A 22377-nucleotide genomic window follows, 5' to 3' on the forward strand; every position below is an offset into this window, starting at 1 on the left:
CGGACATGGACAAGCGGCACCACGCCTCTCTGGTGGCAGCAGCAGTGGCGATCGTGGCCCTGACGGCGGGCTGCGGCGGCAGCCCGGCGGCGCAGGGACGCACCGACGCCCAGCCGGCGGCGGACAGTTCGCAGGCCGGCGGGTACGGGTCGGGGTACGGCGGCAAGGGGTCGGGCGGCGGTGCGGCGGGCACGGCGCCGGACGCGACCGCGGGCATGCTGGCCGTCCGGCAGACGGCCGACCTGGGGCCGGTGGTCACCGACAGCAAGGGCTTCACGCTCTACCGCTTCGACAAGGACACCGCCAAACCCCCGGCGTCGCACTGCGACGGGGACTGCGCGAAGGCGTGGCCGCCCGTTCCCGCGGGCGACGCCTCGGCGGCGGCCGGTGTCAGGACCGGTGACCTGGGCGCGGTCGTGCGCGCCGATGGCTCGCGCCAGCTGACGCTGGCCGGCTGGCCGGTGTACCGGTACGCCAAGGACGCCTCGCCCGGTGACGCCAAGGGCCAGGGGGTGGGCGGCACCTGGAACGCCCTGGCCCCCGACGGCGGCAAGGCGGGCAAGGCGGGCACCGGCAAGGACGACAAGGACGACAAGGGGGGCCAGGACGGCAAGGACGGCGCCGCGGGACTGTCCGTCTCGGACAACCCCAAGCTGGGCAGGATCCTGGTCGACGGCCAGGGCCGCACCCTCTACCGCTTCGCCAAGGACAACCCCTGGCCGATGAAGTTCGCCTGCACGGGCGCCTGCCTGGAGACGTGGAAGCCGGCGAAGCCGGCGGACAAGGCGAAGGTCAAGGACGTGCCGGAGAAGCTGGTCAGCACGGTGACCCGGCCGGACGGCACGCAGCAACTGGCCATCGACTGCTGGCCGGTGTACTGGTTCACCGGCGACAACGCGCCGGGGGACGTCAACGGCCAGGGCAAGCAGGGGCTGTGGTTCGCCGTGGACGACAAGGGCCGCAAGGTCACCACGGCGCCGGCGTCCTGAAGGCCGCGCCCCCGCGCGAGGACGCCGGGGCCCCGGGCGGTGCACCGCCCGGGGCCGGGTGCGCGATCAGCTGCTGACGCGATCAGCTGCTGATCTGGCGCGGCTTGCTGCCGCCACTGATGGCGATCTTGCGCGGCTTGGCGTGCTCGGCCACCGGGATGCGCAGCGTCAGCACACCGGCGTCGTAGTGCGCCTCGATGCGCTCCGTGTCCAGGGTGTCACCGAGGAACACCTGGCGGCTGAAGGTGCCCACGGGCCGCTCGGCCACCACCATCTCGACGCCCTCGCCCGCGGCGGGACGGCGCTCGGCCCTCACCGTGACGACGTTGCGCTCGACGTCCAGGTCGATGCTCTCGGGGTCCACGCCCGGCAGGTCGAGCTGGACGACGAAGGACTCGCCCTCCCGGAAGGCGTCCATGGGCATGGCGGCCGGGTGGGCGGGCGTCCCGAGCAGCTGCTGGGTGAGGCGGTCGAGCTCACGGAACGGGTCGGTACGCATCAGCATCGGCGATCCCTCCTTGCGACTGCGTGAGACAAGCGGATGCGTCGCTTTCTTATATACCTCCGACGGTAGAAAGCTGACAAGACCTGGCTCAACCCTGGGGACGCGGGTGGCGCCGCCAGGGGTCGAAGACCGGGGGCTCCCCGGTCAGCCGGGCCCAGTCGGGGTCGTGGTCGCCCGGCACGAGCCGGCCGGCCTCGCGCCATCGCTCCGCCAGGGCCTGGAAGATGGGCGGGTTCTCCACCGCCTTCCGCCCGGCCTGACCGGCCGGGCGGGGTGACGGCACCGCGGCTGTTGGCAACTTCGTCACGTGGGGTTCAACGTCCACTACGCGATGAGGTCACCCGGTATGGCGATAGGACGAACAGGCGCGGGGTCCGGGATTTTCCTTTCTAGCGATGCACGCCCATACGCGATCGCGATCCGACAACCGTTGCCACGAGTCCGACCAGTCCCAGCGCTTCGGGTTTCATGCCCGGCGCGCACACCGCGACGACGACCACCACGATCACGATGGTCAGCGCGTCATACACCTGGTCGGCGAGAGGGTGCCGGCGGGGAGCGCTCCCACGCCGCCTTTCCTGGAACCTCTTGTGTCTGCCCTTCACGATCACTCCCCTGACTGTCGTGAACCGGGGTACGACGGAACAAATACGTTTCCGCTTACCCGAAACTGTGCAGGCACGGCGATCCTTAATCAAATACAAAACGAACTAATCATCCACGTGTCGCAACGACATGAGAAAGGGGCGGCGGCACCGTGAGGTGCCGCCGCCCCGGAAAGCCGGTGCGTCCCCGCTTGATCAGTAGGCGGAGTTGACGTTGTCCATGGAGCCGTACTTGTCGGCGGCGTAGTTGCAGGACGCGACGATGTTGGCGACCGGGTCGTAGATGTCCCAGGACGTGCCGTCGACGTGATACGCCTTGAACGTCGGGTCGATGATCTGCAGCAGACCCTTCGAGGGGACACCGTTGACGGCGTTGACGTCCCAGTCGTTGATCGCGTGCGGGTTACCGGTGGACTCGCGCATCACGTTGCGCTTGATGCCCTCGTAGGAACCCGGGATGCCCTTGGCCTTCATGATGTCCAGGGCCTGGGTGATCCAGCCGTCCAGATTGTCCGCGTAGGCCTTCGGCGCCGGAGCAGCAGGCTTCAGAGCGGTGCGGGCCTCGGAACGGGAGGCGGCCTGGGCACCGCGGTCGGCGGCGGCCTTGGCCTTCACCGACGCGTCGGCCTTGGCCTGGGTGGCAGCGGCGTCAGCAGCCTTCGCCAGCTCCGCGTCCTGCGTCCGACCGAAGGCCTCCGCGTTCCACGCCACCGGCTTCACCGGAGCGTGCGTGGCAGCGGTGGCGGCGGGGACGACACCCAGCACGACACCGGCCGCACCGGCGGCGGTCAGGCCGGCAGCCATGAACTTGTGGGTCTTGGTCAGACGGGTATAGCCGGAGTGGGTGGAGCGCATAACTGAGCCGAACCTCTTCCAATCGCCTTCGTCGCCCGCAGCCGCTCGGCGGCCACACAAAAGCGCCGTTCTCGGTCAAACGGCGCCCAGCGACCCCGCAATTGTTAGCGGCGGCGAAAACCCCACGCAACGATGTGACCTACGATCCGACGCCGTACCCGCCGACGGCGAAGGGCCGTGACGTCCACCGACGTCAACGGCCCTCTTTCGTATGTGATCCACGCCCTATGGGCGTCCTCACGCCCCGCACTCCCCGCCGCTACGCGACGCGTGCACTCGTACGCGCAACGCCGGGGGGCACCGAGCAGGCGCCGGGGGCTACTCGACGATCTTGAGCAGCTTGTTGGGCGTTCCCTGGCCGGGGTTGCTGATCTTGTCCGGCGTGGCCCCGGCCGTCAGGGCCTGGGCGACCTGCTCCGGCTTGGCGTCCTTGTGACCGCTCAGGTAGACGGCCGCCGCGCCGGTGACGTGCGGGGTGGCCATCGAGGTGCCGGAGATGGTCTTGGTGCCGGAGTCGCTGTCGTTCCAGTCGGACGTGATGTCCGTGCCCGGAGCGTAGAGGTCGACGACACTGCCGAAGTTGGAGAAGTCGGACTGCTGGTCGTCCTTGGTGCTGGAGGCCACGGTGATGGCCTCCTTGACCCGGGCCGGGGAGCCCTTGCCCGCGTCGGTGGACTCGTTGCCCGCGGCGACGGCGAAGGTCACGCCGGAGGCGATCGCCTTCTGCACGGCCGCGTCGAGGGCCTCGTCCGCACCGCCACCGAGGCTCATGTTGGCGACCGAGGGGCCCTTGTGGTTCTTGGTGACCCAGTCGATGCCCGCCACGACCTGCTCGGTGGTGCCGGAGCCCTGGGCGTCGAGCACGCGCACGGCCACGATCTTCGCCTTCTTGGCGACGCCGTGCGCGGTGCCGGCGATGGTGCCGGCCACGTGGGTGCCGTGACCGTTGCCGTCGTCGGCCTTGTCGTTGTTGTCGACGGCGTTGAAGCCGTATGCCGCCCGGCCGCCGAAGTCCTTGTGGCTGATGCGCACGCCGGTGTCGATGACGTACGCGGTGACGCCCTCGCCGGCGCCGTCCGGGTAGGTGTACTTGCCGTCGCCCTTGGTCTCGGCCTGGTCGATGCGGTCGAGCCCCCAGGAGGGTGGGGCCTCCTGGGCGGCGTTGATGGTGAAGCGGTGGTTCTGGACGACCTTGGCGACCGAGGGGTCCGCGGCGAGCCGCTTGGCCTCGGTGCGGTCCAGGCCGCTGGCCGAGAAGCCGTGCACGGCGGAGGAGTACGTGCGCTCCAGCTTGCCGCCGTACCGCTCGGCGAGGTCCTTGCCCTGGGCGGAGAAGGCGCCGTCGTGCGCCGCCGCCTTGCCGTCCTTGAGCAGGACGATGTAGCTGCCCTCAACGGCACCCTTCGCGTCGGTCCCGTAGACCGTGCCCTCCGCGGGGGAGGTGGCCTGGGCGGGAAGGGTTAAGAGGGTTGCGCCGGCCGTGACGGCCGCTGCGGCGGATATCGCAAGTATGATCCGCCGCTTGCCGGCGCGCTTGTGGTCTGCCATGACGAAGGTTCCTCTTCGTGAGGTTGTGGGGGGGACGTGCGTGTCGGCATGCGACACCCCGGAACCGAAGTGATCGGCTCCGGATGACCCGAAACCCTGTCAGCTTTGACGCGGGCAGATCAACACCTGAAGCGAGGTGTGACATACGCAACGCTCCTGCGTAAATGCAAACCACATGGAAACACGGCAAGTTGGGACACCTGTTGGTGGAAATCACTGTCACGTTTTACGTCGGCGACACACATAATTCGCCTGTTGCTTACAGACCTTGAGGAGCGCCGAACGTGACCGTCTTCCCCACGACCTCCGGCCCGGTACGGGGACACCTGCGCGACGGCACCGTGCTCGCCGTGTCCGGAATCCCCTACGCCGCAGCGCCGTTCGGCGCGGCACGGTTCCGCGAGCCACAGCCCGCGGGCCCGTGGACGGCGGTCAGGGACTGCACGCGTTTCGGGCCCGTCGCCCCGCAGTCGGCGCGCCTGCCGGGTGCACCCTTCTGGTCACCGGGCGACGAGGACGTCCTGACACTGAACATCTGGACGCCGACCGACGCGCGGTCGGCTCCGGTGCTGGTGTGGCTGCACGGGGGTGCCTACACCTTCGGGTCGTCGGCGCAGCCCGACTTCGACGGCACCGCGCTCGCCCGTGCGGGCCTGGTCGTGGTCACCGTCAACTACCGCCTGGGCTTCGAGGGTTTCGGCCACGTCCCGCCCGGAGCCGACGGCTCCCGGTACCCGGACAACCGCGGCCTGCTCGACCAGGTCGCGGCGCTGCGCTGGGTCCGGGAGAACATCGCCGCGTTCGGCGGCGATCCGGGGCGGGTCACGGTGGCCGGGCAGTCCGCGGGTGCCGGTTCGGTGGCCTGCCTGGCGGTGATGGAGGGCGCCCGCGGGCTCTTCCGGCGGGCCGTCGCGCACAGCCCGGCGAGCCCCTGCCTCTCCCCCGCACTCGCGGCGGAGACCACCCGGCGGGTGGCGGCGGCCGCCGGGCTGCCCGCGACCGCCGAGGCCCTCCTGGCCGCCCCGCCCGGCGTCCTGGTCGAGGCCTCCGACCGGGTCGTGGACGCCTACCGGCGCGACCCGGCGTCCGGCCACCGCCACTACGACCCGGTGCTCTACGGTCCCGTGGTCGGCGGGCCCGTCCTGCCCGCCGAACCGCTGTCCGCCGTGGCCGCCGGGGGTGCCGGCGACGTGGAGCTGCTGGTGTGCCACACCACGCAGGAGTACTGGCTGCTGGACGCCGTCGGCAGCAGCGCGAAGGTGACCACCGAGGAGCAACTGCGCACGTTTGCCGCCGACTTCGGGCTGCCGCCGGGCATGACGGCCGGATACCGGGCCCTCATGCCGGGCGCATCCGTGCTGGAGGTGTACCTTGCCGTCTCCAGCGACCTGCTGTTCGCCGAGTACGGCAGACGGCTCGCCGAGGCCCACGCGCGGGCCGGTGGGCGGGCGTTCCTCTCCCGCTTCGACCGGCAGCGCACGGGCCCCGGCGGCGTGGTGCGGCCGTGGCACTGCGCGGACGTCCCCTTCGCGTTCGGCACCCTCGCCTCCCCCCATCTGGAGTTCCTGATCGGCGGCCCGCCCACCGCCGCCGACCGGCGGCTGTCGGAGCGGATGGTGGCCGCGTGGGCCTCCTTCGCGGCCACCGGAGACCCGGGCTGGCCGCCGCTGGGCCCGGCCGGCGGGCCCGTACGGACCTGGTCGGTGGACGACGGCGGGCCGGTGGCCCCGCGCGTCCCCGACGCCCGGGCGCTGTGGCGGCCGTTCACCTATCCGCCGCTGCGTCCGTGACCTGCTCCTGCCGGGCACCGGGCAGCGCCGCCGGCGGCTGCTGCCCGGCGGCCAGGCCCAGGCGCAGCTGGATGATGCGGGCGATGTCGGCGATGGTGCCCTCGCTGCGCAGGAGCTCCATGGGCGGGATCTCCACGTCGTACTGCCGGCGGAGCATGGCCAGGGCCTCGGTGGCCATGAGGGAGTCCACGCCGAAGGAGTCGATCCTGCGGTGGTGGTCGATCTCCTCGACGGGGATCTGCAGGACCTCGGCGAGCACGCGGGCGAGTGAGCCGGAAATGTACTGGTGGGCCTCGTCGGGCGCCATGCAGGCCAGCTTGCGCCGGAGGTCCTCCCGGGTCAGGAAGCCCCCGGTGGTGCTCGCCGGCAGGAGAGCGCCCAGCCGGGGGGCGCCGACGCACTGCAGCAGCGTGTGGATCCGTCCCCAGTTGTAGCGTCCGACGCCTGCCACGTCGGCGCCGGCGGCGAGGAGCTGCGCAGCCGCTTCGAGGGCCTCCTGCGGCATGACGGGCTCGATGCCCGCCTGCTTCAGCAGCGTGAGCATGTCGTTGCGGACCACGTAGCCCGTGCCGCCGATGGCACCCCAGGCGATGGCGGTGGCGGGCAGGCCCTGCCATCGGCGCCGGCGGGCGAGGGCCTCCAGGTAGAGGTTTCCGGCCCCGTAGGTGGCCTGGAAGAGGTGCCCGAAGGTGGCGGTGACGGAGGAGTGCGCGAGGAACAGGCCGAGGTCCCGGCCGCGGGTGACGGCGTCGAGGACGGCCCCGCCGGCCATCTTCGGCCTCAGGACGGCACGCACCTGTTCGTCGGTGACACGGGCCAGGAAGGCGTCGTCGATGTGCATCGCCGAGTGGACGACGCCGCGAAGGGGGCGGCCCTCGGCGTCGGCCTGCGCGGCGATGGCCTCGATGGCGTCGGCGTCGCCGACGTCCGCTGCGTGGGCGCGCGCCTCGGCACCGCGGGCGGCGAGGTCGGCCAGCAGCTGCGCCGCCTCCGGGCTGTCGGGGCCGCGGCGGCCGACCAGGTCCAGGTGGCGGGCGCCGTGACCGGCGAGCCAGCGGGCGGTGGCGGCACCGAAGCCGCCGAGGCCACCGGCGACGAGGTAGGTGCCCTTGGGGTCGATCGGGGGCGGGGCCGGTGCACGCTCGACGTACAGGGGCTCGTCGAGCGGGTCGAAGGCGACGACGACCTTGCCGATGTGCCGGGAGTGCTGCAGCAACCGGAAGGCCTCCTCGGCCCTGGCCGCCGGGTGGACGGTGTGCAGCAGGGGGCGGTAGCGGCCGCATCGCACGAGCGCGGCGACCTCGGCGAACTGCCGCATGGCGAGCTCGGGGTCGTGCAGCAGCCGGACGAGATCCACGCCGAAGAAGGCGATGTTCTTGCTGAAGGGGCGCAGCCGCAGTGGCTTGTCCTCCAGGATGTCGCGCTTGCCGAGTTCCACGAACCGGCCGCCGGGGCGCAGTACGTCCAGTCCCCTGGCGATGGCCTCGCCGGCGAGGGAGTTGAGGACGACGTCGACGCCCTCGCCGCCGGTGATCCGCCGGACCTGTTCGGCGAAGGTCAGGTCGCGCGAGTCCAGGACGTGTTCGACGCCGAGGGCGTGCAGCAGGTGGCGCTTGGCGGTGCTGCCCGCCGTGGCGATGACGCGGGCGCCGCAGCGCCGGGCGTACTGCAGGGCGGCCAGGCCCACGCCGCCGGCGGCGCCGTGCACCAGGACGGTCTCGCCGCGCCGCAGCCGGGCCAGGTGCCCGAGCCCGTAGTGGACGGTCAGGAAGACCACGGGCAGCGTGGCTGCCTCGGTGAAGGACATGCGGGCCGGAATGGGCGCGAGGGCGTGCTCGGTGGTGAGCGTGTGGGAGGCCAGTGCGCCGGGGGCCAGGCCGAAGACACGGTCGCCCACGGCCACGGTGTTCACGCCGGGGCCGACGGCCTCCACGACGCCGGCGCACTCCATGCCGGGGCCGGGCTGCCGGGGCAGCTCGCGCAGCACCTCGGCCTGCGGCAGGACGCCGATGGCGTGCATGATGTCGCGGTAGTTCAGGGCGGCGGCGCGGACGGCCACGAGAACCTGGCCGAAGCCGGGTGCGGCGGGGGCCGCGGTCTCGGTCCAGGCGAGGCGGTAGGCCAGGCCGGGGTCGCGGACCTCCAGGGCGAAGGCGGCGACCGTACGGCTGTCGGCGGTGAGCTGCGGACGCTCCGCGAGGTCGACCACACGAGGGACGAAGCGTCCGCCGGCGGTCAGGGCGATCTCGTCCTCCTCGGTGTCGGTCAGCAGCTCCCGGGCAAGGCGGTGGGCGTCCGCGCCGGGGTCCACGGTGCGTTCGAAGGACAGGCGCCGCACGGTGATGCGGGGGTGCTCGTTGGCCATCGTCCGGGCGGCACCCCAGATGGCGGCGTCGTGGGGGGCCTCGGGGCGTTCGGGGGCCGGCAGGGCGCCACTGGGTTTGGTGACGAGCCACACGGTCAGGCCGGTGCCGGCGGGGAGCCGTTCCCCGGCGGAGGCGAGGGCGGCCAGCACGGCGATCCGCCGTGCCGTGAGGCCGACCACCTCGCCGGGGCCGGGGTCCGGGGCGGCGGGATCGAGGAGGAGGACGACCGTCACGTCGCCGGTGTCACGCGCGAGGAGCCGGTCCCACGTCGTGGTGTCGTCCGGGGCCCCGGTGATCCGTACGGGCGAGTCCGTGCACTGCCGCAGGGCATCGGCCAGGGCCCGCGGCTCGTTCTCGCCGGCCCCCTCGGCCGCCAGGATCCACGCGCCGGCCGTGCCGGACGGGGATGGGGCGGCCGGCGGGACGGCGGTGCCCGCGGCGGTGGCCAGCAGGACGGATCCGTCGGCGCCGGCGGTGCGCCGGCGGCCCTCGCCGAGGCCGACGACGTCGGTGAATCCGCACTGCCGCAGCAGTGACGGCCACCGGTGGGCGGGCAGCGGCAGCACCTCGGGGCGCAGATCGCGGTCGGTGTGGTGCCAGAAGCTCTCCAGGGTGGCGAAGTACGGTGCCATCGCCTCGACGTTGTGCTGCTCGGAGGCCAGCAGACGGCCTCCGGGGGCCAGGAGGCCGGCGACGCGGCGCAGGGCAGGGACCAGGTCCTTGGCCGTGTGCAGGGCGTTGGCCGCGACGACCACGTCGAAGCCGCCGGGGGTGAGGCCCTGCTCGGCCGGATCGGCGTCCAGGTCGAAGGGGCGGTACTCGACGAAGTCGTGGCGGGCGAAGCGCTTCTCGGCCCGGCCGATGAAGTACCGCGACACGTCGGTGAAGGTGTAGCGGGTGCGCTCGGGCGGCAGGACGGCCAGCAGACCGGCGGTGGCACCACCGGTGCCACCGCCCACTTCGAGGATGCGCAGCGGCCGGTCGGCGGGCCACTGCCGCACGATCTCCTCCATCAGGGCCCTGAGCATGCGGTTCTGACAACGGGTGAACGGGGCGAGGTCGAAGAACTGGTCCATCAGCTCGATGCCGCCCTCGGCCAGGAACTCCAGCTCCTGCTTCTCGCCCAGCAGCACCTTGGTCAGGGCCCCGCGGTGGAAAGCGGCCAGTGCCACCTCGGTGGAGAAGGCCGGCAGTTCGTGCACCACCCGGCGCAGGACGTCGTCGACGCCCACCGCGGACGGCTGCAGGGCCCAGCGGCCGTCCGGCAGTCGCTCGGCCAGGCCCCGGCGGGCCAGCACGGGCAGGACCCAGGTGCACAGCTGCCGGTGGTGCGGTCGCAGCGGCGGCGCGCTCTCGCCGTCGAGCGCGAGGATCCGCTCCCCTGCCGGCAGCAGCCCGCGCAGCCCTTCCAAGAAGAGGATGGCGCTGATCAGCAGGTTCATGCGGCGGCCCCGTTCGTAGCCGCTGGCGCGCAGGGCGTCCCGGGCGGCCTCGATGCGCGGGCGCGCCCGGGAGACCAGGTCGGTGCAGGAGGGCAGGGGCGAGGGCGGGCAGGGCAGTTCGGTGCGGGGGGCGGCGCGCAGCACGCTGACGGAGCGGATCAGCGGTGCGGCCCGTGCGCCGTCGAAGCGCCGCAGCCGGCAGCCCTGCAGTTCGGCTGCGACGGTGCCGTCGGGGGCGGTGACGGTGATGTCCCAGCAGACCTCGGTGGCGGTGCGCGGTCGTTCGCGCAGGTGGACGAGCCCTCGGGCGGGCGGGGCCTGCCAGACGCGTACGGCCTCGATCCCGGACGGCAGGTAGGCCTCGCCGCGGGCCAGGGCACCGGCCATGAGCGGCAGTCCTGCCTGCAGGGCGCCGTCCAGCAGGGCCGGGTGCGCCTCGTAGGCGTCGCAGGGTTCCTGGATCTCGTAGGCGGCGAGGACTTCGCCGTCGCCGGTGTACAGGCGGCGCAGGGTACGGAAGGTCGGACCGTAGTCGAGGCCGGCGGTCGTGGCGGTGCGGTACAGCTCGGCGGGGTCGCAGGAGGCGGTGCAGCGGCGGCGTACGGCGGTGATGTCGAGGGGCCCGGGGCGCGGGCGCAGCAGGCGGCGGACGCGGGCCCGGGCGTGCCGGGTGGGCGCGCTGCGGTCGCCGGTGACACTGGTGATCGTGACGGCTCCGTCGTCGGGCGAGACGGTGAGGTGGAGGACGGTGCTCCCGGGGTCGTCCCACGGCACGACGAGGGCGCGGGTGATCTCCAGGTGCTCGACCTCGGCGGGGGCGTCCAGGACGCGGCGGCCGGCGGCCAGGGCCATCTCCACGTACCCGGTGGCGGGCCAGACCACCGCCCCGCCGACGCGGTGGTCGGCCAGCCACGGCGCGAGGGCGGGTTCGACGGGCCCGCGCCAGGTCGGCTGGTGCAGGGGGACGAGCCGGTCGCCGAGCAGCGGGTGGTCCACCCCGCCGTCCCCGGGGACGCCGGACCAGATGCCCGGTGAACCGTTCCAGTGCCGCTCCCGCTGCCAGGGGTAGGCGGGCAGGTCCGCAACCCGGCCGGGTACGGGGTAGTGGTGCCGCCAGTCGAGATCCGCGCCGGCGGCGGCGAGGGCCGCCACGGCGGTGCGCACGGCGTGCGGCCCGGCGTCGTCCTTGGCGAGAGTGGGCACGACGGCCACCGGCGTGGGGTGCTTGCGGGTCAGCCGGCGCAGGTAGGGGCGCACCACGGGGTGGGGGCCGATTTCGACGAAGACGTCGTGGCCGGTGGCGAGGAGGTGCTGCACGGCGGGGGTGAAGAGCACCGGTTCGCGCACGTTGCGCCACCAGTGGTCGGCGTCCAGCTCGGTGCCCGTCACGGGGGCGCCGGTGACGGTGGAGACCATGGGGACCGTCACGGGCGCCGGGCGCAGCTGCGCGAGGTCGGTGCCGATCAGGTCGCGGGCGGCGTCCATCGCGGGGCTGTGGAAGGCGTAGTCGACGTCCAGGCGGCTGTAGGCCACGCCCTTGCACGTCAGCTCCGCTTCCAGGGCGGCCAGTTGGGCGGTGGGGCCGGAGACGGTCACGTCGCCGTCGGTGTTGTCGCAGGCGATGCCGAGGCCGGGGTGGCCGGCGAGGACGTTCTCGGCCTCGTGGCGCGGCAGCGACACCGCCGTCATGCCACCGCTGCCGGCCGTGGGGGCCTGGGCCCGGACGCGGGCCGCGATGACGGCGGCTGCCTGCGCGAGGTCCAGGGCGCCGGCGGTGTGCGCGGCCGCGACCTCGCCGACGCTGTGGCCGACGACCGCGGCGGGGGTGACGCCCTGCCGCCGCAGCATGCCGACGAGGCCCACCTGCAGGGCGAACAGCAGGGGCTGGGCGTACTCGGTGGCGGACAGGTCGGGGCCGCTGCCGGGATCGGCCATCGCCCGGGCGATCGACCAGCCCAGGCGGGGGGCCAGCAGGGCGTCGAGCGTCTCGACGGTCTCCCGGAAGCCGGGGTCGGCGGCCATGAGGGCCTCGCCCATACCGCGCCACTGGCCGCCGTTGCCGGCGAAGACGAAGACGGTGCGGCCGTGAGCGGTCCCGGTGCCGAGCGCCGCGAGGCGCGTGGCGGGGGCGGGGCGGTCGGGGTCGCTCCCTTCGGCGTCGCCGGGGGTGCCGGCTGCGGTGAACGGTTCCGGCTGCTGGAGGAGGGAGGAGACGCGCTGCTGCCAGCCGTCCGCCGGGGCGGTGGGGTGCCCCTGCCCCGCCCTCTCCCCGTCTCCGAGCGGGGCCTGCGGCCCCCTCGCACCCCCGCCCGCCCGGTCGTCCTCGCTGCGGGTCCGTTGTGGCTGGTCGCGCAGTTCCCCGCGCCCCTGGCGGGGCTCCGGTGCGAGCGACTGCGCAAGGGCTTCGAGGCGTTCGGCTGCCGTGCTCGGGTCGGGGGCCAGGACTGCCGCGCGGTGGGGGTGTTGGCCCCGGCGCATTGTGGCCGTGTACGCCAGGTCGTAGAAGTCCTCGTCCGGTGCCTGAGCCAGGTGGGCGGCCGTGCGGTGCAGGGCGTCGGCCAGGGCGCGGCGGGTGCGCGCCGTGACCAGGACGGGGCGTTCGGCCGGTGGCGGGGGCGCCGGCCACGCGGGCGGGGCGGGTGGTGGGGCGAGGATCACGTGGGCGTTCGTGCCGCCGAAGCCGAAGGAGTTGACGCCCACCACGGAGTGCTCGCCGAGGGCGGCGGGCCGGGGGCGTACTGCGAGGGCCAGGCGCAGGGCGGCGAAGTCGACGTGGGAAGTGGGTTCGTCGGCGTGCAGGGTGGGCGGGATCTCGCCCTCGCGCAGGACGAGCAGGGCCTTCATGAGGCCGGCCATGCCGGAGGCGGGTTCGAGGTGGCCGAGGTTGGACTTCACCGAACCGATGGGCAGTTCGCCGTGGGTGCGGCGGCTGCCCAGGGCGCGGCCGATGGCCTCGGCCTCGACGGGGTCGCCGGCGGGGGTGCCGGTGCCGTGCGCCTCCAGGTAGGCGATGTCGTCGGGGGCGACGCCGGCGTGTTCGTAGACCTCGCGCAGGAGGCGTTCCTGCAGTTGCATGCGGGGCAGCGAGATGCCGGGGGTGCGGCCGTCGCTGTTGACGGCGCCGGCGAGGATCAGGGCGTGGATGCGGTCGCCGTCGGCGAGCGCATCGGGCAGGCGTTTGAGGAGGACCATGCCGCCGCCCTCGGCGCGTACGTAGCCGTCGGCGCCGGCGGAGAAGGAACGGCAGCGGCCGGTCGGGGAGAGCATGGAGGCCTGGCTGAAGCCGACGTAGTGGTAGGGGTTGAGCAGGACGTTGGCGCCGCCGGCGAGGGCGGTGCGGCTGGTGCCGGCCTGCAGGTCGCGGCAGGCCTGGACGAGGGCGACCAGCGAGGAGGAGCAGGCGGTGTCCACGACGAGGCTGGGGCCGTGCAGGTCCATCACGTGGGAGATGCGGTTGGCGGCGATGGAGGAGGCGGCGCCGGACATGGTGTAGGCGTTGACGCTGCGGTTCATGAACTGCAGGGCGCCGTAGGAGTTGTCGCAGACGCCGACGTACACGGCGGTGTCGGTGCCGGCGAGGGCGGCGGGGGCGACGGCGGCGTCGTCGCACGCCTCGGCGGCCAGTTCCAGCAGGAGTCTTTGCTGGGGGTCCATCTGGGCGGCCTCGCGGGGCGAGATGCCGAAGTAGGAGGCGTCGAAGCCGCCGATGTCGTCGAGGAATCCGCCGGCGGCGGTGTAGCTCTTGCCGGGCCGGGGCATGGCCGCATCGACGAAGCGGGAGCTGTCGAAGCGGTCGGCGGGGGCCTCGGTGATCAGGTCGCGTCCTTCGCGCAGGGCCCGCCACAGTGCGTCGAGGTCGGCGATGCCGCCGGGCAGGCGGCAGGCCGCCCCCACCACCGCCACGATCCTGTCCGCCGCACCCTTTCCGTTGCCGTCAACTCCCATGGGTCTCCCCACCTTTCCCCAGGAACCCGTCGCGAATATCGATGACCTCGCGGGCCGGGCATAAACGGACAACACCCCCTTCGCAGGACCCCGGCAAAAGTCTGTGTGATTGGCCACCGATGTCCGGAATGATCAATTCCGTCGTTGCTCATTCATGTGGGTGACCTCCCGCGAGGGATGCTTTCGCTGCGCCCGGGAAGTCAACCTCCCGTGACTTCTGCCGAGTTGGAAGGCGACCCGCACGAGGGCAGGACGTCCTGGCCCCGGGCGGCCCTCGTCGCGCTGCCCGCCCTGCTGGCCGTCGCGGGCATGGCCGTGGCGATGGCGGACGGCGTCCTCGCCTCGTCCTTCGCGGTGTCCGGCACGGCCTTCCAGATCTCCGCGCAGCAGCTGCGCAGCAAGGGTCTGGCCGCGTACGTCGACACGGCCCCGACCACCGGTGACGGTGGCCGCCCCGGCGCCCTGCTGGGCATCGGCGACGCCCGGCTGTCGGACATCTGCCAGGCGGCGCGCGTGCCCACCCCGGTGGGTGAAGTGGTCTTCCGGCTGCGGGCCGGCGGCAGCGCCGGGCCGGTGACCGTGCACGATCTGGTGCTGCACGGCGACGACCTGGTGGGCGACGCCCGCTTCGGTCAGGCGCAGATCGGCCGGGACGCCTCGACGCTGGACCAGGTGCCCGGTGTGCACGGCGCGCCCGGGCAGTTCGGCCTGCAGGCCCGCGAGGTGTCGGTGACCGGCGTGCGCTCCCACGCCTGGTCGGTCACCGGCGGCGACTTCCGCCTGACGGGGCTGCGGCTGGACGTGGCCCTGAACGGGCCGGCGTGCTTCTGAGCAGGCGCTGGCGGCGCACCCGGCCGTTCTGGGCGGCGGTGCTGCTCGTCCTGGCCGGCACCGAGCTGGCCCTGGTGCCCCTCGCACCGTGGAGCGTGCTCCTCGGGCTCGGGCTGGGCGGCATCGCCGCCCTCGGCATCGGCGCGGCCCTGGTGGTCGCCGGGGTGTTCCTGCTGCTGCGGCCGCAGACGCGGCACTACGTGGGCCTCCACGCGGTGATCCTTTCGGTGGTCTCCTTCGCGGCCAGCAACCTCGGCGGGTTCGGGATCGGGATGCTGCTGGGCATCGCCGGCGGCGCCATGGCGTTCGCATGGCGCCCGGTGCGGGCGGCTGCGTCCCGCCCGCCGGGGCCCGGGCCGGCGCCGGGCGGGTCGCCGTCCAAGGCGCTGGCGGTGGCGCTGCCCCTGGTCCTGCTGGCGACCGCCCTGCCGGCGCGGGATGCGCAGCGGACCGGGCCCGTCACGGCCGGCGCAGTCCCGCCGACGGTGACCACCACCCGCTTCGCCCCCAGCGGGTTCACCCTCGCCTCCGTCGAGCGCCTGCCGACCGCGGCCGGGCCGCGCACGGTGATGGTGCTCAGGATGCGGGCCGCGTCCCTGCGCGACTACCGCCTGTTCACCCACGACGGCGGCCCCGAACTGGCCCTGGACGTGCGCGACCTGAGGCTGCGCGGGGACGTCACGCTGTACCTCACCGACTTCAGCGGCTGCCTCCAGGGGCTGCTGTGCCTGTCCTTCAGCGCGGACGCCCTGCCCGTGCCGCCGGTGGTGCCGCCGTTCGTCTTCATGACCGACGTGCGCGCCCGGCAGGCCCTGATCACCAGCGACGTCGTCGACGCCGACGGGCTGCGCATCGCCCCGGAGCACGCCGCAGGCGCCCTGCCGCCCGGCTCGTGAGCGCGCCGTACCACCGGCGTGGCGTCCACCGCCGCACGCGGACGGGCGCTCCGACGAGCCGGGCGGGCCCGGGGGTTCCGCCCGGGGCCGAGGGGGAGACCGGTGGGTGCGGCCCCCACCCCCGACCCGCCGGGCCGCCGCCAGGACGAACCCCAGGACAGGAGTGCCAGCAGTGGCCATCATCGTCACGTTCCACGCCGAGGGCGCCGGTCAGGAGCTCTACGACGCGTGCATCGAGCGCCTCATCGGCGGGCCCTTCACCTCGCTCTCCGACATGCCCGTCGGCGGACTGCTCGCGCACGTCGCCGGGCCGGTCGACGGCGGCTGGCGGGTCACCGACGTGTGGGAGTCGGCGGAGGCCCTCGAGGCCTTCGGCAAGATACTCGCCCCCGTGCTCGCCGAGCTCGGCTACGGCCACCTGCGGCCCGAGATCACGCCCGCGCACAACGTCGTCACGAGCTGAGCGGCGCGCCTGCCCGCGGGGCGGTGTCGCTCCCCGCGGGCAGGCGACCGGCTCAGCCGGGGCCCTCCGGGCCCGCGGCCCGCAGGCGCACCTGCTCCTCCAGGCGGTCCAGGCTGCGCTCCAGCGCGGTGGTGACGACGTCCGCTCCGGGGTCGTGCCGCTCGTCGAAGAACGACAGGTGGACCGTCACCTCGCTGGCGCCGCCGTCCATGCCCGCCACCTGCAGCCAGCCCGCGTAGCTCCCGCCCTCGCGCGTGCCCCACTCCACGCGCATCTGCTCGGCCTGCGCGCGGAAGAGCCCGGGCTCGTCCTGGCCGGTGCGGTCCTCGTGGACGGTGACCGCCGGCAGCTCCTCGGCCTGTACGTGCAGGTCGTCCGGGAGCCAGCTGCCGAGCCGGGTCACGTCGGAGGCCTCCTGGAAGACGTGGTCGGCCAGCGCGGGCATCGTACGGGACCGCTCGTATTCGCTCATGCCATACCCATTCTCGGTGCGGGTCCGTCCCCCTGAAGGCGCCTGCCCGCCCGGCGGCGAACCGCGCGGGAAGGCACCCGTTCGCGCCGCGCCGTTCCGCCTTTCGGCGTCATGGCGCGTTGGCGGGCCGCGATGCGGGGTACCGGCGCCAGGTGAGAGTCCGGCACCCTTCCCACCGCGGCGGCGGGCGACCCGGGGCCTTCGAGCACCTGGCCGAGAACGCCTCGCACTTCACCAGCTCGCGGTCGTTCTTCGCTGTCTGCTTCCTGCTGGTCGCCAACTTCGTGGCGATGCACGTGCTGCAGCCGTCCGTCGAGCTGGAGCTGCTGGCGGCCGGTCTGATGACGGCGGTCACCCTGCTGCTGCTCGCCCTGCTGAAGAACTCCGAGCAGCGCGCCGAGCACGCCATCCAGCGCAAGCTGGACGCGATCGCCCGGGCGCTGCTGGCGCAGCACGAGGAAGGCGACGAGGAGGCGTTCGACGAGCTGCGCGACGCGATCCGCATGGAGGAGGAGACGTGAGGCGCGGTCAGCAGATGCGCGGCAGCTGCTCCCCGTCGGGCAGGGCGACCACGCGTGTGCCGCCGAACCGGGTGCGGGCGACGACCGTGCCGGGGTGCTCGGCGACGCACTCGCCGACGACGGCGGCACCGGACCCCTGGGGGTGCGCGCGCATCGCGGCCAGGACGGCGTCGGCGTGCTCCCGCGGGACGAAGGCCACGAGCCGGCCCTCGTTGGCGACGTAGAGCGGGTCCAGGCCGAGGAAGCCGCAGGCGCCGGCGACGGCCTCGGGGACCGGCACCGCGTCCTCGCTCAGCACGACGCCGGTGCCGGACGCCGCGGCGATCTCGTTCAGGGCCGTGGCGAGACCGCCGCGGGTGGGGTCGCGCAGGGCGTGCAGGTCGGGGGTGACGGCGAGCATGGCGGCGACGAGGGAGGCCAGCGGGGCGGTGTCGCTGGCGATCTCCACGCCGAACTCCAGGCCCTCGCGGACGCTGAGCACGGCCACCCCGTGCAGGCCTACGGGGCCGCTGACGAGCACGACGTCGCCGGGCCGGGCCCGCTGGGGGCGGATGTCCACGCCGTCGGGGATCACCCCGATGCCGGAGGTCGTCACGTACACGCCGTCGCCGTGACCGGCGTCGACCACCTTGGTGTCCCCGGTCGCCACGGTGACGCCGGCGGTGTGCGCCGCGGCGCCGATCGCGCGGGCGACGCGTTCGACGACGCCGAGGGCGGTGCCCTCCTCCAGGACGAACGCGCAGGAGAGGTACGCGGGTCGGGCGCCGCTCATCGCCAGGTCGTTGACGGTGCCGTTGACGGCGAGGTCGCCGATGCAGCCGCCGGGGAAGAACAGCGGCCGCACCACGTAGGAGTCGGTGGAGAAGGCCAGGCGGGTGCCGCCCAGGCGCACCTGGGCGCAGTCGCCGAGGGCGTCGAGGACGTCGTTGCCGTAGGCGGGCGTGAACAGGCCGGTGATCAGCTCGGCCGACAGGGCCCCTCCCCCGCCGTGGCCCAGGACGACGACGGGGGCGTCGCGCAGGGGCGCCGGGCAGGACCAGGCGCTCGGGTCGGGCAGGGCGGTGGTCTCTCGGGTGGTGGTGGCGTCAGCCAACGGGGGTGGCCTCCTTGCCGGTCGCGGCCGCCGGGCCGGTGCCCAGGCGGCGGTAGAGGTAGTACGCGGCGCAGGCCCCCTCGTTGGAGACCATGGTGGCGCCGAGGGGGGTGCGCGGGGTGCAGGTGGTGCCGAAGGCGGCGCACTCGTGCGGCTTGATGTGGCCCTGGAGCACCTCGCCGCTGCGGCAGGCCTCCGGTTCGCGGGTGCCGGTGCCGGTGACGCCGAAGCGGTGCTCGGCGTCGTACTCCCGCCAGGCGGGGGCCAGTCGCCAGCCGCTGCCGGGGATGGTGCCGATGCCGCGCCAGGGGCGGTCGGTGACCTCGAAGACGTCGGCGAGCATCGCGAGCGCGGCGGGGTTGCCGTGGTCGGGGACGGCGCGCGGGTAGGCGTTCTCCACGCGGTGCTCGCCGCGTTCGAGCTGGTGGACGGCGCGGCGGACGCCTTCGAGGATGTCGAGGGGCTCGAAGCCGGTGACGACGATCGGCACACCGAACCGCTCGGCGAGGGCGGGGTACTCGGCGGTGCCCATCACGCTGCACACGTGCCCGGCGGCCAGGAAGGCCTGGACGCGGCAGTGCGGCGAGCTCATGATCGCCTCGATGGCGGGCGGTACGCGCACGTGCGAGACGAGCATGCTGAAGTTGCGCACGCCCAGCCGGCGGGCCTGGTGCACCGTCATGGCGTTGGCGGGCGCCGTGGTCTCGAAGCCGATGCCGAAGAAGACGACCTGCTTGTCCGGGGTGCGGCGGGCGATGTCGAGCGCGTCCAGCGGGGAGTAGACCACCCGTACGTCGCCGCCGTCGCTCTTGACGCGGAACAGGTCGCGGCCGGTGCCGGGGACGCGCAGCATGTCGCCGAAGGAGCAGAAGACGACGTCCGGCAGGGCCGCGATGGCCAGCGCCTTGTCGATGGTCTCCAGCGGGGTGACGCACACCGGGCAGCCGGGGCCGTGGATGAGCTCGACGGCCTCGGGGAGCAGCTGGTCGATGCCGTGCCGGATGATGGAGTGGGTCTGGCCGCCGCAGACCTCCATCAGCGCCCAGGGGCGGGTGACGGTGGCGTGGACGTCCTCCAGCAGCCGCCGGGCGAGGGCGGGGTCCTGGAACTCTTCGAGGTACTTCACCGCGCGTCCCTCTCCGGGGTGTCGGGGGCGGGGGCGCCCGCCTCGGCCGCGGCGCGGCCCCAGGCGTCGCCGAACTCCTCCTCCAGGGCGCCGATGCGCCGGAAGAGGTCGAGCGTCGCCCGGGCGGCCTGCTCGTCCAGGCGCTGCAGGGCGAAGCCGACGTGCACGATGGCGTAGTCGCCGACCTCGATGTCGGGCAGGTAGGCCAGGCAGACGTCCTTGACCGCGCCGCCGAAGTCGACCTGCGCCATGCGGGTTCCGTCGCGTTCCTCAATGCGGACGACCTTGCCGGGTACGGCCAGGCACATGGGTTCCTCCTCTCCCGTGGGACCGGGCGGCCACCAGCAGCTGGCCGAGGGCCAGTCCGCCGTCGCCGCAGGGCACGGCGCGGTGCCGGAGCACGGTGAAGTGCCGTGCGCTCAGGGCCGCCGTGCAGGCCTCGTCGAGCACGGCGTTGGCGAAGACGCCGCCGGTCAGGGCGACGGTGGTGGTCCCGGTGCGCTGCCGGGCCGCCTCGCAGGCGGCCGTGACGGCTGCGGCGACGGCATGGTGGAAGCGGGCCGCGACGACCTCGGGGGGCGTGCGCGCCCGTACGTCGGCGGCCGCGGCGCGCAGCACGGGGGCCGGGTCGATGACGTGCGGCCGCCCGGCCTCGCCGCGCAGCGCGAAGGCGTAGGGGGTTCCGCAGCGGTCCATGGCGGACGTGGCGTGGGCCTGAAGCTCCACGGCGGCCTGGGCCTCGTGACCGGTGCGGTGGCGGATGCCGGCGAGGGAGGCCAGGGCGTCGAAGAGCCGGCCCATGCTGGAGGTGGGTGTGCAGGCGACGCCGCGCTCCATCTGGCGGGCGAGCAGGGTGCGTTCGCGGTCGTCGCAGGCGCGTACGCAGGGCAGGTCCGCGTGCCAGGGCTCCCCCGCGGCGTGCAGGTGGGCGAGCGCCATGCGGCAGGGGTTGCGCACGGCGGCGTCGCCGCCGGGCAGCGGCACGTAGGCGAGGTGGGCCAGGCGCCGGTAGCCGTCGTAGTCGGCGAGCAGCACCTCGCCGCCCCACACGGCGCCGTCGTCGCCGTAGCCGGTGCCGTCGAAGGCGACGCCGATGACCGGTGCGCTGCCGTCGAGGCCGGCGTCGGCCATGGCGGAGGCGACGTGGGCGTGGTGGTGCTGCACCAGGTGCAGGGGGCGGCCGGCGGCGCGGTCGCGGGCCCAGGCGGTGGAGCGGTAGTGGGGGTGCCGGTCGGCGGCCAGCAGGCGGGGGCGTACGCCGGTGAGTGCGGACAGGTGGCGTACGGCCGCGTCGAGGACGGCGACGTTCTCCAGGCGGTCGAGGTCGCCGATGTGCTGCGAGAGCCAGGCGGTGCGGCCGCGGGCGAGGCAGAAGGTGTTCTTCAGGTCGCCGCCGGCGGCGAGGGCGGGGATGACGTCGAAGGGCAGGTCGAGGGGTTCGGGCACGTAGCCGCGGGAGCGGCGCAGCGGCAGGTGGCTGCCGTCGGGACGCACGCGCACGACGGAGTCGTCGCACGGGGTGCGGATGGCGCGGTCGTGCCCCAGGCGGGCGTCGCACAGGGCGGGCAGCCGGGCGTCGGCGTCGTCGGTGACCAGCGGCTCGCCCGAGCGGTTGGCGCTGGTCATCACGAGCACCCGGGGTCCGGGCGGGTCGCCGGGCAGCCCGAACAGCAGCCGGTGCAGGGGGCTGTAGGGCAGCATGACGCCGATGTCGGGGGCGCCGGGGCACACGGCGTCGGCAAGCATGCCGGCCGTGCGGCGGCGCAACAGGACGACGGGGGCGCGCGGCCCGCACAGCAGGTCGCGTTCGGCGTCGGTGACGGCGGCGAGGGCGCGTACGGCGGCGAGGTCGGCGGCCATGACGGCGAAGGGTTTGTCGCCGCGTTCCTTCAGGGCACGCAACCGGCCGACGGCGGCGGGGTCGGTGGCGTCGCAGGCCAGGTGGTGGCCGCCGATGCCCTTGACGGCGACGATGCGGCCGCCGGCGAGCAGGTCGCGGGCCCGGGCGAGCGCCTGCTCGCCGGTGAGCCGCGTGCCGCCGTCGTCCAGGTGGAGCCGGGGCCCGCAGTCGGGGCAGGCCACGGGCTGGGTGTGGAAGCGGCGGTCGGCGGGGTCGGCGTACTCCGCGGCGCAGCGCTCGCACAGCGCGAACGGCGCCATGGTGGTGGTGGCGCGGTCGTAGGGCAGGCGGGTGACGATGGTGAAGCGCGGGCCGCAGTGGGTGCAGGTGATGAAGGGGTGCCGGTGGCGCCGGTCGGCGGGGTCGGCGAGCTCGGCGTGGCACTGCGGGCACAGGGCGGCGTCGGGGGGTACCCGGGTGTGGCCGGGGCCGTGCACGGAGGGCCGGATGACGAAACCGGTCCCGCCGAGGGCGGGCAGGGGGTGCCGCTCGATGGAGGAGACGACGGCGAGGGGCGGGGCGTGGCCGGTCAGGCGCTCGTGGAAGGCGCGCAGGCGGTGCGGGTCGCCCTCGACCTCGGCGACGAGCCCGCCGGCGTCGTTGAGGACGAACCCGGACAGCCCGAGCTCCCGCGCGAGCCCGTGCACGAACGGCCGGAAGCCCACTCCCTGCACGGCCCCCCGCACGACGACCCGCTCGCGCACGGAGCCGCCGGAGGCGGCGACGGCCCGGTCCTGCCGGGTGCCGGCTCCCTCCACGTGCGGCGGCCCCTGACGACCGGCCGCCGGGGCGGCGGATGCGCACGGCGTCACCCCCTCGCCCCGGGCGGAGCGTGTCCCGCCGCCGGCGGCCCGGCCCCGAGGTGCTGCCGGTCGCCCGGAGCCGGGGCCCGTGCCGTGGTCGGCCACCGGTGCGGCCACCGGCCTGTGCGGGGGCAGCGGTTCTGCGGCGGGGGACGGCGTCCCGCCGCCGGCCGCGCCGTGGCCCGGGCTCCCCGCCGTGCCGGTCGCCGTCGCGGACGCCGGCGCAG

At 74.2% G+C, this 22377-nt stretch carries 17 protein-coding genes; 6 read left to right on the top strand and 11 right to left on the bottom strand.

Annotated elements, in window-relative coordinates; translation table 11 throughout:
- The first annotated feature begins 5 nt into the window (after positions 1 to 5).
- Positions 6 to 989, top strand: coding sequence for an SCO0930 family lipoprotein (locus AB0K17_RS07635; protein ID WP_365967754.1), 984 nt, complete (start codon positions 6 to 8; stop codon positions 987 to 989).
- Positions 990 to 1071: 82 nt separating this feature from the next.
- Here AB0K17_RS07635 and AB0K17_RS07640 read toward each other — a convergent pair whose 3' ends face one another.
- From AB0K17_RS07640 to AB0K17_RS07660, 5 genes are all read right to left on the bottom strand, one after another.
- Entirely contained in the window at positions 1072 to 1494 is a 423-nt protein-coding gene (locus tag AB0K17_RS07640; protein WP_365967753.1) for an Hsp20/alpha crystallin family protein, read from the bottom strand.
- 88 nt (positions 1495 to 1582) lie between these two features.
- Positions 1583 to 1735, bottom strand: a complete 153-nt coding sequence (locus AB0K17_RS07645; protein ID WP_365967752.1) for a hypothetical protein — start codon at positions 1733 to 1735, stop codon at positions 1583 to 1585.
- Positions 1736 to 1883: 148 nt separating this feature from the next.
- A complete protein-coding gene (locus AB0K17_RS07650; protein ID WP_365967751.1) occupies positions 1884 to 2024 on the bottom strand; it encodes a hypothetical protein in 141 nt (46 codons plus the stop codon).
- 270 nt (positions 2025 to 2294) lie between these two features.
- Complete coding sequence (locus AB0K17_RS07655) at positions 2295 to 2954, bottom strand: transglycosylase SLT domain-containing protein (RefSeq protein WP_365967750.1); 660 nt, start codon at positions 2952 to 2954, stop codon at positions 2295 to 2297.
- A 318-nt stretch (positions 2955 to 3272) separates the two neighbouring features.
- Positions 3273 to 4502: a S8 family peptidase gene (locus tag AB0K17_RS07660; protein WP_365967749.1), complete on the bottom strand. Its 1230-nt coding sequence runs from the start codon at positions 4500 to 4502 to the stop codon at positions 3273 to 3275.
- A 284-nt stretch (positions 4503 to 4786) separates the two neighbouring features.
- Between AB0K17_RS07660 and AB0K17_RS07665 the strand changes: the two genes are divergently transcribed.
- Positions 4787 to 6292, top strand: a complete 1506-nt coding sequence (locus AB0K17_RS07665) for a carboxylesterase family protein (RefSeq protein WP_365967748.1) — start codon at positions 4787 to 4789, stop codon at positions 6290 to 6292.
- Here the strand turns inward: AB0K17_RS07665 and AB0K17_RS07670 are convergent.
- Positions 6267 to 14045 (bottom strand): SDR family NAD(P)-dependent oxidoreductase, encoded by a 7779-nt coding sequence (locus tag AB0K17_RS07670; RefSeq protein ID WP_365967747.1) that lies wholly within the window; start codon positions 14043 to 14045, stop codon positions 6267 to 6269. The two genes, AB0K17_RS07665 and AB0K17_RS07670, sit on opposite strands and share 26 nt — an antisense overlap.
- Before the next feature lie 210 nt (positions 14046 to 14255).
- On the opposite strand from AB0K17_RS07670, the gene AB0K17_RS07675 reads away from it, so the two are divergent.
- The 3 genes from AB0K17_RS07675 to AB0K17_RS07685 all read left to right on the top strand — a co-directional run bounded on the left by AB0K17_RS07675 (position 14256) and on the right by AB0K17_RS07685 (position 16235).
- Positions 14256 to 14876, top strand: a complete 621-nt coding sequence (locus tag AB0K17_RS07675) for a DUF6230 family protein (protein WP_365967746.1) — start codon at positions 14256 to 14258, stop codon at positions 14874 to 14876.
- On the top strand, positions 14867 to 15772 hold the full coding sequence (locus AB0K17_RS07680) for a DUF6114 domain-containing protein (RefSeq protein WP_365967745.1): 906 nt from the start codon (positions 14867 to 14869) through the stop codon (positions 15770 to 15772). The genes AB0K17_RS07675 and AB0K17_RS07680 overlap by 10 nt, the downstream gene beginning before the upstream one ends.
- Positions 15773 to 15944: 172 nt before the next feature.
- Entirely contained in the window at positions 15945 to 16235 is a 291-nt protein-coding gene (locus tag AB0K17_RS07685; RefSeq protein ID WP_365967744.1) for a hypothetical protein, read from the top strand.
- Between the two features lie 52 nt (positions 16236 to 16287).
- On the opposite strand, the gene AB0K17_RS07690 is transcribed toward AB0K17_RS07685, so the two are convergent.
- A complete protein-coding gene (locus tag AB0K17_RS07690; protein WP_365967743.1) occupies positions 16288 to 16707 on the bottom strand; it encodes an SRPBCC family protein in 420 nt (139 codons plus the stop codon).
- Positions 16708 to 16859: 152 nt separating this feature from the next.
- Between AB0K17_RS07690 and AB0K17_RS07695 the strand changes: the two genes are divergently transcribed.
- The gene (locus tag AB0K17_RS07695; protein ID WP_365967742.1) at positions 16860 to 17228 is read left to right on the top strand and encodes a hypothetical protein; all 369 of its coding nucleotides are present in this window, start codon (positions 16860 to 16862) and stop codon (positions 17226 to 17228) included.
- 7 nt (positions 17229 to 17235) lie between these two features.
- Here AB0K17_RS07695 and hypE read toward each other — a convergent pair whose 3' ends face one another.
- The 4 genes from hypE to hypF are packed head-to-tail and all read right to left on the bottom strand — an operon-like array spanning position 17236 to position 22105.
- Positions 17236 to 18321, bottom strand: a complete 1086-nt coding sequence (gene hypE, locus AB0K17_RS07700) for a hydrogenase expression/formation protein HypE (RefSeq protein WP_365967740.1) — start codon at positions 18319 to 18321, stop codon at positions 17236 to 17238.
- Positions 18314 to 19447 carry a hydrogenase formation protein HypD gene (gene hypD / locus AB0K17_RS07705; protein WP_365982463.1) on the bottom strand — a complete coding sequence of 378 codons (1134 nt, stop codon included), beginning with the start codon at positions 19445 to 19447 and terminating at the stop codon, positions 18314 to 18316. Before hypD ends, hypE begins: the two co-directional genes overlap by 8 nt.
- The gene (locus AB0K17_RS07710; protein ID WP_365967738.1) at positions 19444 to 19755 is read right to left on the bottom strand and encodes a HypC/HybG/HupF family hydrogenase formation chaperone; all 312 of its coding nucleotides are present in this window, start codon (positions 19753 to 19755) and stop codon (positions 19444 to 19446) included. Before AB0K17_RS07710 ends, hypD begins: the two co-directional genes overlap by 4 nt.
- Entirely contained in the window at positions 19718 to 22105 is a 2388-nt protein-coding gene (hypF, locus tag AB0K17_RS07715; RefSeq protein ID WP_365982464.1) for a carbamoyltransferase HypF, read from the bottom strand. The genes AB0K17_RS07710 and hypF overlap by 38 nt, the downstream gene beginning before the upstream one ends.
- Positions 22106 to 22377: the final 272 nt, after the last annotated feature.

The organism is Streptomyces sp. NPDC049585 (assembly GCF_040675615.1).
Taxonomy (GTDB): domain Bacteria; phylum Actinomycetota; class Actinomycetes; order Streptomycetales; family Streptomycetaceae; genus Streptomyces; species Streptomyces luteosporeus.

What these genes read in the sequence shown, in the direction of transcription:
- AB0K17_RS07635 (WP_365967754.1), top strand. Translation starts at nt 6, where the DNA reads ATGGACAAGCGGCACCACGCCTCTCTGGTGGCAGCAGCAGTGGCGATC.
- AB0K17_RS07640 (WP_365967753.1), bottom strand. Translation starts at nt 1,494, where the DNA reads ATGCTGATGCGTACCGACCCGTTCCGTGAGCTCGACCGCCTCACCCAG.
- AB0K17_RS07655 (WP_365967750.1), bottom strand. Translation starts at nt 2,954, where the DNA reads ATGCGCTCCACCCACTCCGGCTATACCCGTCTGACCAAGACCCACAAG.
- AB0K17_RS07660 (WP_365967749.1), bottom strand. Translation starts at nt 4,502, where the DNA reads ATGGCAGACCACAAGCGCGCCGGCAAGCGGCGGATCATACTTGCGATA.
- AB0K17_RS07670 (WP_365967747.1), bottom strand. Translation starts at nt 14,045, where the DNA reads ATGGGAGTTGACGGCAACGGAAAGGGTGCGGCGGACAGGATCGTGGCG.
- AB0K17_RS07690 (WP_365967743.1), bottom strand. Translation starts at nt 16,707, where the DNA reads ATGAGCGAATACGAGCGGTCCCGTACGATGCCCGCGCTGGCCGACCAC.
- AB0K17_RS07710 (WP_365967738.1), bottom strand. Translation starts at nt 19,755, where the DNA reads ATGTGCCTGGCCGTACCCGGCAAGGTCGTCCGCATTGAGGAACGCGAC.